This is a genomic window from Pseudomonas sp. MH9.2 (assembly GCF_034353875.1).
Taxonomy (GTDB): Bacteria; Pseudomonadota; Gammaproteobacteria; order Pseudomonadales; family Pseudomonadaceae; genus Aquipseudomonas.
Map to the genome: position 1 here is coordinate 3,872,015 of NZ_CP133784.1, position 12,171 is coordinate 3,884,185.

The following is a 12,171-nucleotide window of genomic DNA, read 5'->3' on the forward strand; positions in this document are numbered from 1 at the left end:
ACGTTATCAAGGAGAGGCCCATGCGCAATGGAATGCAGGATGCTTATGTGAACGCAGGAAGTGTCGTTCTTTTTGATGACGGCGTCGGTCATTCATTTAAAGAGGACGTGCTTGATGCTCAGTTATATATTCAGCTGGCCGCATCGAAGAAGTATTCGAAGTTCGCTGAGTTTGAGGCGTGGCGTACAACATACTTCGCGGCAATGGCTACGTTCGGCTGGATAGTTTCAGGCCGTAAATACGACAGTCACCCAATAGAGAAAGATGAACTGTTTGAACCGTGGTCGTGGATCGAACGTGAACTTGATGACCGTGTACCGGCGTCACTCATCGCTCATGCTAAACGGGTATTGGTACCCGGCCCCGAGCGTGTCCTGAACCCTCCCGCACAGTTGCTTCTCGGAGAGAATACTCTGCAATCTGAACCGTGGCAGGCAGAAGTGAATGAGCGTCTTTCCGGCGATATTTCAGCTCATGTGCTTCAGATACCACCCGCCACCCAATTGTTCAGCGTGGTGTTACAGCTGAGCTTTGTTCATGCCGCCCCTTCGATGAGCTCGGTGTTAATCTCGTTTAAAACCGTAGAACCCATTGAGCCACAGTCATTCCTCCTGACATTCGACCCTGACCGAATCGTGGGCAACATCGCGGTTGCCTCCTACTCGGCCGAATTGTTGGATATTCGTTACGCACAGTTTCGGGAGCCGTTCATTACGGCCCTTGGCGGCCGAAGGACGTCAATGATTCTGCGGCTTGAGGACACGGAACAATGATGGCTAAGAACGCTAGCGCTGCGTTGATAGGCAGCAGCCTGACATCATTTTATTCCGGGATGTCGGAGCAGGAGCGGCAAGATATCAAGGATTGCCTGTTGTACGCGGAGCTGTATGCCAGTGAGAAATTTGACCGGCAACAGCTCTGGACAAGCTGGATGAATCGTTATCAGCGCGGATTGTTGAAGCTCGGGTTCACATTGACGGGTTTCATTGTGGAAAACCCGATACAGATTGAGTCCGCGCGGGATTTCGACCGGGTTACCTTCGACGCGATGAGCAAGGTCGGGTCAGCTCATCTTGTCGAGCTTGCGCAGACCTCGTTCAATGCCATGAAAACCAATGAGCATGCAAAGGTGTTTCTGGACAGTTGGTTCAGTACCGGACGCTCGGAAAGCTTTCAGGTTGTGCCCTGTGAAAATCTGCCCTCGGGAGAGTTACAGGTTCTGGTCTGTGGGCTGAATATGACCTCTCGCGTTGTGGTGGAGGGATCATTTTTTTGGAAGAACATCAACTCGGAGATGACTGTCCGAATCAACGGTGGCAGCTTTGCGTTCAACAGCACTGCCTATGTTGAACACAGGGGGCGCGTGAGGAATGAGTTGGGCGACCAGGCCAAACGCTACATCACTGAAATAGAACTTTAGCGCGGTGGCAGGCTGGCTTCACTACGGCACCAGGTACCCCTTCACCCCGGTAAAGATTATTTGCGCCGCCAGTGCGCACACGAACAAGCCCATCAACCGACTGACGATCTGCAGGCCTTGATCGCCGAGAATGCGTTCAATGCGGTTGGAGAGGTACAGCACAATCCCGACGGTGAGGCTGGCAAGGGCGATGCTGAGGATCGCGGTGACCTTGTCGTCCCAGTGTGGCTGGCTGACGCCCATGACCAGCAAGGCGCCGATGGTGCCGGGGCCAACAGTCAGGGGAATGGTCAGCGGCACGATGGTCACGTCTTGCTGAACGTTGTCGGTCTGGACTGCGGATTTACCTTGAGCCATGCCCAATGCCGAGATGAACAACACACTGCCGGCGCCAATGCGGAACGCATCCACGGTGATGCCGAACACGGTAAAAATCGCCCGCCCGAACAGGTACAGCAGAACACTTGAAACGAGCGTGGCCAGCGCGACTTTCCACGCCAGGCGACGACGTTCCTTGCTGGAATAACCACGGGTCAGGCTGATAAAGCAGGACAGGACGAAGAACGGGCTATAGAGCACCAACATCTTCAAATAAACGCTGAACAACACGTGGAGCATGGTTTTAGCTCGCCCGACAGGTGAATGACGAAAAGAAGTCTATCAGGCGGCGCATGCCGTCTTGTGGAGGAATATCAGTTTCATTTGCGCGTGGGTGAAATCAGCCGGTTTGGGTCTGAGCCTGACGTTGCTCGCGTTTGGCGACCCAGTGTTCAATCAGCTCGCGCAATTGCGACAGCTCTACGGGTTTGGCCATGTGTCCGTCCATGCCTGCTTGAACGGCGCGCTCTTTATGCTCCGTCAGGATATGCGCGGTCAGTGCGACTACCGGCGTGCGTATTCGTTGATTACCGACTTCCCAAGCGCGCAGCTGTTGGGTGGCGGAAAACCCGTCAAGGATCGGCATCTCGCAGTCCATCAACACCAGGTCATAGTGTTGGGCCTTCATCGCGATCAGTGCTTCTTCGCCGTTGCTGGCGGTGTCCGGTTGGAGGTTGAGTTTGCCGAGCATGCCGCGAATCACTTTGGTCGAGATGCTGTTGTCTTCGGCAACGAGGATGCGGAAATCGCTCGGGACGCTGATGGGCTTGCTGGCAGCGGACGGCAAACTGAGCGGGGACGTGCCCTTATTGCGCTGGTTGAGTTCGTCGGCCAGGGTCGTCTTGAGCGTATAGCCCGCTACCGGTTTGGCCAGGATGCGTTTGATGCCGGCGTTGCGTGCGATGATTTTGCTCGGCGCGTTACTGATGCCAGTGAGCATGATCAACAGGATGTCGTGGTTCAGGCTTGGGTCTTCCTTGATCTTGGCTGCCAGTTGCATCCCGGTCATGCCGGGCATGTTCTGGTCGAGCAGGACAGCGTCGAAATAATCACGCAGATGCGCCTTGGTCCGCAGCAGTGCCAGCGCTTCCTTGCCCGACGGCACGGCACTGACATTCAAGCCCCAGGCGCTGCATTGCTGCACCAGGACTTTGCGGCAGGTGTCATTGTCGTCTACCACCAACACACGGGCGCCCTTGAGCGAACTATCGAGGTCTGTGGTGGGTTGTTCCAGTCGATCCGGGTCCAGCGGCAACGTGAGCCAGAGCGTACTGCCCTGATTGGTGCCGCTCTGGATGCCGAATTCACCGTGCATCAGCATGATCAATTGCCGGGCAATCGCCAGCCCCAGGTTGCCGCCGAGCTTGGTGCTGGAGAGGAAATTCTTGCTGTGCAATTCGGTGTGCAGCAGCGCGTCGCGCTCCTTGACCGCCAAGGGCTCGCCGCTGTCTTGCACGGCAATCCGCAGGCGCGGTTTGCCGCTGCGCGAATCCAGTGCAACCACCAGCAGAACCTCGCCCTGGTCGGTTTTCTTCAGGGCATTTTCCAGCAGGCTGAGTAACGTTTGGCGGAGGCGCGTAGGGTCGCCGCTGATCACGCGCGGGACCTGTGGTTGAATAAAACTGATCAGTTCGACGTTCTGCTGTTCGGCTTTGGCCCGGAAGATATTCAGGCAGTCCTCGAGCAGTGCGTTGAGGTCGAACTGCACATCATCGAGCTCGATTTGTCCGGACTCGAGCTTGGTGATGTCGAGAATCTCGTTGATCAGCGTCAGCAGCTCATTCCCGGCGCTGTGGATGGTCTGTACGTAATCACGCTGCTTGACTGAAAGCGGCGTGCCCAGCAGCAGCTCGGTCATGCCCAGCACGCCATTCATCGGGGTGCGGATTTCGTGGCTGAGCTTCGCCAGAAACTCGGCCTTGGCATTGATTTCGGCGGTGCTGGCGGCCAGATCGCGGCTGGCGCTGAAGTTATCTTCGGTGATGCTGCGATGACGCTCGCTGAGGGCAATACTCATCAGCAGCCCCGCGATACAGAACACACCCAGCAGGGTAATGATCAGCCATTGCGGGGCGATCAGAGTCAGACGGAGCAAGGCTGGCAGAATCACCAGGCAACCCAGATTGAACACGACCATCGCCAGGACAAATAGCCGGGCAGGGCTGTAACCCTTGTGCCAGTGGCAGGAGGCAACAAACAGGATGCTCAGGCTCGCCAGCGCCACCACGCCAAAGGTGATGATATTCAGGGGCAGGGCATCGACGAACAATACCAATAGGCCACACAGCCCGATGACCAGCATGTCGGCCAGCAAAAAACGGTTCAGGCGTCTGGACCGCCGAGGCGCGAAAAATCGATAAGCGAACATCAGGCCGCTCAGAGCCGCAAGGATCAATGCCAGGTATGCACCGGGTGTCTGCGCCAGGTGCCTGTTGGGCAGCCAGGGTGCCAGCAGATTCAGGAGCAGCAGCGCACTCAAGGCCAGCATCGCCTCACAGGCCCCCAGCCACAGGCTACTTTGTGCGCGAGTGTGGGCGAAGCGCGTGATGTTTTGCAGGACCAACATTGCCAGGCAGCCGAGGAACAGGCCAAGCAACAACGGCTGCCGCTCGTCTGCCGCGCTGGCTATCGCCGATTGCAGGGTGATGTTGGGGCGCAATTTCTGTTCTGACACCGAGCGCAGGTAGATGTCCAGTGGGACATTGCTTTGTGGCAGTGGCAGGAGGAAGTCGGTGGAGGGTGGCAATTTGTTATCGCGCGGTATGTTATTACCGGCACGTGAGTGGCTGATCAGTGTGTTGCCGTCAAGCACGTACAGGTCCAGGCTAGCCAGGTCGGGCGCGAAGATGCGCAGCAGTTGTTCGTGATCGTCGGGTTGCAGGCGATAGTGCAGCCAGACTGCGCTGTTGCGGTCACCTGCGCTGACTTGATCGAGCTCGATTGGACTGAATTGATTCGAGTAGCGCGCCGAATGGACATCGCTTAATTGCAGGTCGGCCTTTTCATCAAGCAATGTAGACCAGCCACCGCCTTGCTCGGCGTAAGCCGGGGGCATGCAGAGCAGGGTCAGCAGACTGACAGTGAAACCTATGGCGATCCTGAGCCAGCGCACGGCGAAATCCCTTCGTAGGTGAATGCCAGATAACTATGCGCGGGGCTGGAATAAACAGGCAAGCACCTGCTGATAGGTGCCTGCCTGGCTGGCCGTCTAGCCTTATTCCAGGTCTTCACCACGCTCGCGAGCAATGGCACGGTAGCCAATGTCGTTGCGATAGAAACAACCTTCCCAATCAATTTCAGCCGCCAGTCGGTAAGCGTGCTCCTGGGCGCTCGCTACGCTTTCACCTAGCGCGGTGGCACACAGGACACGCCCGCCGGACGTCACGACTTGACCATCCTTCAATGCTGTACCTGCGTGGAATACTTTGCCAGGCAAACCCGCTGCAGCGTCCAGACCTTTTATCACGGCATCTTTGGCGTAATCGCCTGGGTATCCGCCGGCGGCCAGCACGACGCCCAGACTCGGACGCGGGTCCCACTGAGCTTCAACTTTGTCCAGCGCTTGCGCCAGAGCGGCCTCGATCAGTAGCACCAGGCTCGATTGCAGACGCAACATCACCGGTTGGGTTTCCGGATCGCCAAAGCGGCAATTGAATTCGATGACCTTCGGATTGCCTGCTTTGTCGATCATCAGCCCAGCATAGAGGAAACCGGTGTAAACGTTGCCTTCCTCAGCCATGCCCCGGACAGTCGGCCATATGACCAGGTCCATGACACGTTGGTGGACCTGTGCAGTCACCACCGGGGCCGGGGAGTAAGCACCCATGCCGCCGGTATTCGGGCCGCTGTCGCCGTCGCCGACGCGCTTGTGATCCTGACTGGTGGCCATTGGCAATACGTTCTTGCCGTCGACCATCACAATAAAGCTGGCCTCTTCGCCATCGAGGAACTCTTCGATGACTACCCGCGAACCGGCTTCGCCAAACGCGTTGCCAGCGAGCATGTCGCGCACAGCGTCTTCGGCTTCAGTCAGCGTCATGGCAACAATGACGCCTTTGCCTGCCGCCAGGCCGTCTGCCTTGATCACGATCGGTGCGCCGGTTTTTTGCAGATAAGCCAACGCAGGCTCGACCTCGGTGAAGGTCTCATAATCCGCTGTCGGGATCTTGTGGCGGGCGAGGAAATCTTTGGTGAAGGCTTTCGAACCTTCCAGCTGCGCGGCACCTGCGGTCGGACCGAAGCAGTCCAGGCCACGGGCACGGAACAGATCTACGACGCCCGCGACCAGTGGCACTTCCGGGCCAACGATGGTCAGGGACACGTTCTTTTGTGCAAAATCTGCAAGCTGCTCAAGGGCCAGCACGTCGATGGCGACGTTTTCGCACTTGGCTTCAGTCGCGGTCCCGGCATTGCCCGGTGCCACGAAAACTTTCACGACACGCGGGTCCTGTGCGACTTTCCACGCCAGGGCGTGTTCACGGCCACCGCTGCCAATGATCAAAACATTCATTTCAAAAACCTCGATGACGCTGAATTCTGTTTTAGAACCTAAAGCGCTTTTCGCCGTAGGAGGTCGCACTGAAGCACATACCTGCTTCAGTGCGGCCGCTGCCAAGTTAGTGGCGGAAATGGCGCATGCCGGTGAACACCATCGCAATCCCGGCTTCATCGGCTGCGGCGATCACTTCGTTGTCGCGCATCGAGCCACCTGGCTGGATGACGGCAGTGATCCCAGCCTTGGCTGCGTTGTCGATGCCGTCACGGAACGGGAAAAACGCATCCGATGCCATGACCGCGCCCTGTACTTGCAGGCCAGCGTGTTCAGCTTTGATCGCGGCGATGCGTGCAGAGTTTACGCGGCTCATCTGGCCAGCGCCGACGCCGATGGTCTGACGATTCTTGGCGTAGACGATGGCGTTGGACTTCACGTATTTGGCGACTTTCCAGGCGAAGATCAGGTCGTGGATTTCCTGTTCGGTCGGCGCGCGCTGGGTCACGACTTTCAGGTCGTCGCTGCCGATCATGCCGATGTCGCGGCTCTGCACCAGCAACCCGCCATTGACGCGTTTGAAGTCCCAGGCGGGCATGCGCTCGGCAGCCCATTGCCCGGTAGTCAGCAGGCGAACGTTGGCCTTGGTGGCAATAATGGCTTTTGCTTCGGCCGTTACGCTTGGCGCGATGATCACTTCGACGAACTGACGATCGACAATGGCCTTGGCTGTTTCAGCATCCAACTCGCGGTTGAAGGCGATGATGCCGCCGAAAGCCGATTCGGTGTCGGTGGCATAGGCCAGTTCATACGCCTGGCGAATGCCGCCTTCGTCGTCCGGGCTGACCGCGACGCCGCACGGGTTGGCGTGTTTGACGATGACACAGGCAGGCTTGACGAAGCTTTTCACGCATTCCAGCGCGGCATCGGTGTCGGCCACGTTGTTGAAGGACAGTTCCTTGCCTTGTAACTGGGTCGCCGTGGCGATGCTTACTTCGGCAGGGTGGGCTTCCACGTAGAACGCCGCGCTCTGATGCGGGTTCTCGCCATAGCGCATTTCTTGAGCCTTGATGAACTGGCTGTTGAACGTACGCGGGAAGGCGCTACGGCCTTCAGTGCTGAGGGTTTCGGCGCTCTGGTCGATGCTGCCCAGGTAGTTGGCGATCATGCCGTCGTAGGCGGCAGTATGCTCGAATGCCTTGAGCATCAGATCGAAACGCTGGGCGTACGTCAGGCCACCGGCCTTGAGGCTTTCCAGTACGTGGCTGTAGTCGCTGGCGTTGACCACGATGGCCACGTCTTTGTGGTTTTTGGCTGCCGAGCGAACCATGGTCGGGCCGCCGATATCGATGTTCTCGATAGCGGTCGGCAGGTCACAACCTGGCTTGGCGATGGTCGCTTCGAACGGGTAAAGGTTGACCGCAACCAGATCGATCGGCTTGATCCCGTGCTCGCTCATGATGGCGTCGTCGATACCGCGACGGCCAAGGATGCCGCCGTGGATTTTCGGGTGCAGGGTCTTGACCCGGCCATCCATCATTTCTGCGAAGCCGGTGTAATCAGCGACTTCTACCGCAGCAATACCATTGTCCTTGAGCAGCTTGAAGGTGCCGCCGGTGGAGAGGATCTCGACGCCCAGAGCGGTAAGCCCGCGCGCGAATTCGAGAATCCCGGTCTTGTCGGAGACGCTGATCAACGCGCGGCGGATTGGCAGGCGGGTAGTCTGGTCGGTCATTTCAATTCCCATCTAAAGCAAAGGAGTCAGCAAAAAAAGGCGACCCAATGAGGTGGGTCGCCTCTTCTGTTTTAAATGCTTACAGCAGATCGTACTGCTTGAGTTTCTTGCGCAGGGTGCCGCGATTGAGGCCCAGTAATTCGGACGCTTTGGTCTGGTTACCCTTGACGTAGTTCATCACGCATTCGAGCAATGGCGCCTCGACTTCCGACAGCACGAGGTTGTACACATCCGTGACGGCAGCGCCTTCCAGGTGGGCGAAATAATTGTGCAGCGCTTTCTCGACGCTCCCGCGCAGGGTTTGACCCTCTTCGCTCGGGGTGTTGAGGTGCTGTTTCAAATTGACGTTGTCGCTCACGGGTGTTGTTCCACTCACTAAAGTCTCGGTCATCATCGTCATGCGGCCACCTCTTCTTCGTCCCTTGTTTCCGGGCTCTTGTAACGCTCGCTGAAAAAGTCGCGAACGTTGGCGCACTGTGCTTCCGTATCTTCCAAACGATTGAAGTGGGCGCGAAACTCCCTGGCGCCCGGCAAGGTTGCGAGATACCAGCCGACATGCTTGCGCGCAATACGCACGCCCAGCACATCGCCATAGAAAGTGTGCAGCGCCGCCAGATGCTCAAGCAGGATGCGTTCCACCTCACTCAACTGCAGCGCCGGTAATGTCTCGCCGGTGCGCAGGTAGTGTTCTATCTCGCGAAAAATCCATGGGCGCCCTTGGGCGGCCCGACCAATCAACAACCCGTCTGCACCGGTCGCCTGTAGCACGTACCGGGCTTTTGCCGGTGAATCGATATCGCCATTGGCGAAGACCGGGATCGACACTGCCTGTTTGATTTCGGCAATGGTGTCGTATTCGGCTTCGCCGGTGTACAGGTCTGCCCGGGTGCGGCCATGTACCGCCAGCGCCATTATTCCCGCCTGCTCGGCGATTTTCGCCACGGTCAGACCATTTTTGTTCGCCCGGTCCCAGCCGGTACGAATCTTCAAGGTGACCGGTACATCGACTGCAGCCACTACGGCCTGCAGGATCTCGCTCACTAGGTGTTCGTCTTTCAATAACGCAGAGCCGGCAGCCTTGTTGCAGACTTTTTTTGCCGGACAACCCATGTTGATATCAATAATCTGTGCGCCCATTTCGACATTGGCGCGTGCTGCATCCGCCAGCATCTGCGGGTCACCGCCGGCGATCTGTACCGAGCGTGGCTCGGGATCACCTTCGTGGATCATGCGCAGGCGCGATTTGCGACTGTTCCACAGGCTCATGTCACTGGTGACCATTTCCGAAACCACCAGCCCCGCACCGAGTTGACGGCAGAGCTGACGAAAAGGCTGGTCCGTGACCCCGGCCATCGGGGCGAGAATCAAGCCGTTTTGCAATGTATAGGGGCCGATACGTACCGCCGACATAGGTGTGCCTGTTGTGGGGCCGAATCAATGCATGTCATGTGGAAACGACTGCGGGCCTGGCACGCAACGGTTCCACACGGGCCTGCTCGGGTTCTGTCCGTTAAGTGCTTGCGCGACTTTTCAGACCGAACTCAGAGTGTGAAAAAGGGTTGGCATGATACCCGCTCTCGATGACTGGATAAAGGCTGAATTGGATAAAATCTGAACAGTTATTTTCTTGTCGTTGACGGTTCGGTTTTCTGCCACGACGTCATAAAAACGCCGTCAATCCCGGAAGGGTGAGCGCTTCATGCTCAAGCTTGAGGCTATCAGCCTTTTTTACCGGAGCGCTGCTGGCAGGCTGGGCTCTCCGGTCCGCGCGCGCTCACTCGGGTGAGCGGAAGCTCAAGCTGTAATTCACGGCTTTGGTCCCTGGATCGAGGATGTCCAGTGCGATATGAATCGGCGTTTGCGGTGGCATTTCAGCTTTACCGGCCATCTCGCCGCTCAGGTATTCGCTGGGTTTGAATCGACGACTGGCGATCAACTGGCCGTTGGGATCGGCGAATCGCAACTCCAGCAGCGGAAACGGCTGAGAAAAGGACGCCCGGTTATAGATGATTGCGTCAACCACCAGTGCGCCCTTGAACTCGGGATGGCTGCGCACCACCAGATTGCTGCTCTTGAGCAGCTTGATATCAACTTTTGACGGTACGGTGCAACCGATCTGCGGACAGATCTGCTGGAACCATGGGCGGTATTGATCCTGGCGCGCCAGCTCGTCGAAGTGATACCAGATGTATTGACCGGCCAATGCGACGCTCGCAAGCACAATCAGCAATCCCCAGAAAAAGCGTCGGCCCCAGCGCGGCTTGGGTTTCTGCCAGTCGAGTTGCAGTGGGTCGTCGGTCAGATCGAGGAGTGGCTTGTCTCGCGTCCCTTCATCGTACAAACCGGGTTCACTGCGACCGAGTTTGAGTCTTGGCTCCTGACGCTCATGCGATTCGTCGAGGGTGTCCGGTTCGTCGCCGTCGATGGCCGACCAACTTCCGGGGTCTTCTTTGGGCGGAGGAGGGCTCTGGCTTTCGCTCAGGCGTGGTCCCTGCGCCTCGGGTTCGTCGTCCAGTGCTGCGCTGTCGAGTGACAACGAAGGCTCGGTACGATGGTGTGAAGTCGGTTCGGACGCTTCGTTCGTTTTGGGCGCGGCGCTGGCTTCAACGTGGAGGTGTTCTGGTGCATCGTCGTTGAGCAGGCTGTCGACCCACTGCTCGTTTTCTATATTGGCGCTGTCGCGACGTGCGCTCAGTGCCGAGTCGTCATGCCTGGAGTGGCCTTCGCGCCCGAACGTTTCAGGCAGCTGGATTTCCCGTTGCTCAAGCCTGGCGAGCTCTTCGTCCAAGTCGAGGTCGTCCAGATCAACGCTGTCGAGCTCAATTGCGCTGGCCTTCCACTGAGGGGCAGGCTTGACTGGTTCTTCAGTGGGTACGACCACAGGCTCGGGCGGGATGATGGGAGCGGCGGGAAGAGGCGCTTGCGTTTCTGCGGGCGACTTGCCTGACCGTTGTTCGAGCAGTTGTTTTGCCGCATTGAAGACCTGCAGGCAGGAGCCGCACCGGACCACGCCCCGGGCCACGCTCAATTGGGCGTGGCTGACGCGGAAACTGGTCTGGCAGTGCGGACACTGAGTAACGAAACTGTCGGTCATGCGGCTATCCGGTTTAGGCAGGCGCTCATCTTAGTCCATGGTTTCAAATAGCGGTTAACGGCGACGACCTGTGATACGGACCCAGCCATCACGATTGGCGATGGGGTCCAGGTCGAACGTGTCGGCGTAAGCCGCGGCCACTTCTTCGCCTTGCTCAGCGAGGATGCCCGATAACGCCAGGCGACCACCGGTTTTGACCAGACTTGCCAGGGTTGGTGCCAACGACACCAAGGGGCCGGCCAGGATATTGGCGACCAACACGTCGGCTTTTTCTTGCGGCAGGTCTTCCGGCAGGTACAGGGTGAAACGCTCGGGGGCGATAGCGTTGCGGTCTGCGTTGTCGCGCGAGGCATCCAGCGCCTGGTAGTCAATGTCGGTGCCGACGGCTTGTTTGGCGCCCAGCAACAACGCCGCAATCGCCAGAATCCCCGAGCCGCAGCCGAAGTCCAGCACGCTGCAGTCTTTCAGGTCCTGACCGTCGAGCCATTCCAGGCACAGCGCGGTAGTGGGGTGCGTGCCGGTGCCGAAGGCCAGGCCCGGATCGAGCAGCAGGTTGACCGCATCCGGCTCGGGTGCCGCGTGCCAGCTCGGGACGATCCACAGGCGCTGACCAAAACGCATGGGATGGAAGTTGTCCATCCAGCTGCGTTCCCAGTCCTGGTCTTCGATGACTTCGCTCATGTGTTCCGGCAATTCTGCACCGGTGAGCAATTGCAGGTGGGCCAGCACCTGATCGGCATCGGTGTCGGCTTCGAACAGCGCCAGCAAGTGGGTATGCGACCACAGCGGCGTAGTGTTGAGTTCCGGCTCGAAAATCGGCTGATCTTCGGCGTCCATGAAGGTTACGGACACGGCGCCCACTTCAAGAAAAGCGTCTTCGTAGGTTTCGGCTTGTTCTGGGCTGATGGCGAGACGGACTTGCAGCCAAGGCATGGCGGGCACCTTTGAAAAATGACGATGTGCAGCCAGCGGCTGCGAGAAGCGCGCAAGTTTACTTGAGCGCGAAGGGGAAGGGCAAAAAACAACAAAGCCGCGGCTAGGCGGCTTTGAGGGGA

General features: G+C 58.2%; 10 protein-coding genes. 2 read left to right on the forward strand and 8 right to left on the reverse strand.

Annotated elements, in window-relative coordinates; translation table 11 throughout:
- Positions 1 to 20 precede the first annotated feature (20 nt).
- Positions 21 to 773 carry a hypothetical protein gene (locus RHM55_RS17955; protein WP_322177638.1) on the forward strand — a complete coding sequence of 251 codons (753 nt, stop codon included), beginning with the start codon at positions 21 to 23 and terminating at the stop codon, positions 771 to 773.
- Positions 773 to 1,420, forward strand: a complete 648-nt coding sequence (locus tag RHM55_RS17960) for a hypothetical protein (protein WP_322177639.1) — start codon at positions 773 to 775, stop codon at positions 1,418 to 1,420. The genes RHM55_RS17955 and RHM55_RS17960 overlap by 1 nt, the downstream gene beginning before the upstream one ends.
- A 21-nt stretch (positions 1,421 to 1,441) precedes the next feature.
- Here the strand turns inward: RHM55_RS17960 and RHM55_RS17965 are convergent, their stop codons facing one another.
- From RHM55_RS17965 to prmA, 8 genes are all read right to left on the reverse strand, one after another.
- Positions 1,442 to 2,038, reverse strand: coding sequence for a MarC family protein (locus tag RHM55_RS17965; protein ID WP_322177640.1), 597 nt, complete (start codon positions 2,036 to 2,038; stop codon positions 1,442 to 1,444).
- Positions 2,039 to 2,138: 100 nt separating this feature from the next.
- On the reverse strand, positions 2,139 to 4,910 hold the full coding sequence (locus tag RHM55_RS17970; protein WP_322177641.1) for a hybrid sensor histidine kinase/response regulator: 2,772 nt from the start codon (positions 4,908 to 4,910) through the stop codon (positions 2,139 to 2,141).
- A 102-nt stretch (positions 4,911 to 5,012) separates the two neighbouring features.
- Positions 5,013 to 6,308, reverse strand: coding sequence for a phosphoribosylamine--glycine ligase (gene purD / locus RHM55_RS17975; RefSeq protein WP_322177642.1), 1,296 nt, complete (start codon positions 6,306 to 6,308; stop codon positions 5,013 to 5,015).
- 106 nt (positions 6,309 to 6,414) lie between these two features.
- Positions 6,415 to 8,022, reverse strand: a complete 1,608-nt coding sequence (gene purH, locus RHM55_RS17980; RefSeq protein WP_322177643.1) for a bifunctional phosphoribosylaminoimidazolecarboxamide formyltransferase/IMP cyclohydrolase — start codon at positions 8,020 to 8,022, stop codon at positions 6,415 to 6,417.
- 79 nt (positions 8,023 to 8,101) lie between these two features.
- Positions 8,102 to 8,422, reverse strand: coding sequence for a DNA-binding transcriptional regulator Fis (fis, locus tag RHM55_RS17985; protein WP_007907419.1), 321 nt, complete (start codon positions 8,420 to 8,422; stop codon positions 8,102 to 8,104).
- The gene (gene dusB, locus RHM55_RS17990) at positions 8,419 to 9,432 is read right to left on the reverse strand and encodes a tRNA dihydrouridine synthase DusB (RefSeq protein ID WP_322177644.1); all 1,014 of its coding nucleotides are present in this window, start codon (positions 9,430 to 9,432) and stop codon (positions 8,419 to 8,421) included. Before dusB ends, fis begins: the two co-directional genes overlap by 4 nt.
- 364 nt (positions 9,433 to 9,796) lie before the next feature.
- Entirely contained in the window at positions 9,797 to 11,116 is a 1,320-nt protein-coding gene (locus RHM55_RS17995; RefSeq protein ID WP_322177645.1) for a DUF3426 domain-containing protein, read from the reverse strand.
- A 54-nt stretch (positions 11,117 to 11,170) separates the two neighbouring features.
- On the reverse strand, positions 11,171 to 12,049 hold the full coding sequence (prmA, locus tag RHM55_RS18000) for a 50S ribosomal protein L11 methyltransferase (RefSeq protein ID WP_322177646.1): 879 nt from the start codon (positions 12,047 to 12,049) through the stop codon (positions 11,171 to 11,173).
- Positions 12,050 to 12,171: the final 122 nt, after the last annotated feature.

What these genes read in the sequence shown, in the direction of transcription:
- RHM55_RS17955 (WP_322177638.1), top strand. Translation starts at nt 21, where the DNA reads ATGCGCAATGGAATGCAGGATGCTTATGTGAACGCAGGAAGTGTCGTT.
- RHM55_RS17960 (WP_322177639.1), top strand. Translation starts at nt 773, where the DNA reads ATGGCTAAGAACGCTAGCGCTGCGTTGATAGGCAGCAGCCTGACATCA.
- RHM55_RS17965 (WP_322177640.1), bottom strand. Translation starts at nt 2,038, where the DNA reads ATGCTCCACGTGTTGTTCAGCGTTTATTTGAAGATGTTGGTGCTCTAT.
- purD (WP_322177642.1), bottom strand. Translation starts at nt 6,308, where the DNA reads ATGAATGTTTTGATCATTGGCAGCGGTGGCCGTGAACACGCCCTGGCG.
- purH (WP_322177643.1), bottom strand. Translation starts at nt 8,022, where the DNA reads ATGACCGACCAGACTACCCGCCTGCCAATCCGCCGCGCGTTGATCAGC.
- fis (WP_007907419.1), bottom strand. Translation starts at nt 8,422, where the DNA reads ATGACGATGATGACCGAGACTTTAGTGAGTGGAACAACACCCGTGAGC.
- dusB (WP_322177644.1), bottom strand. Translation starts at nt 9,432, where the DNA reads ATGTCGGCGGTACGTATCGGCCCCTATACATTGCAAAACGGCTTGATT.
- RHM55_RS17995 (WP_322177645.1), bottom strand. Translation starts at nt 11,116, where the DNA reads ATGACCGACAGTTTCGTTACTCAGTGTCCGCACTGCCAGACCAGTTTC.
- prmA (WP_322177646.1), bottom strand. Translation starts at nt 12,049, where the DNA reads ATGCCTTGGCTGCAAGTCCGTCTCGCCATCAGCCCAGAACAAGCCGAA.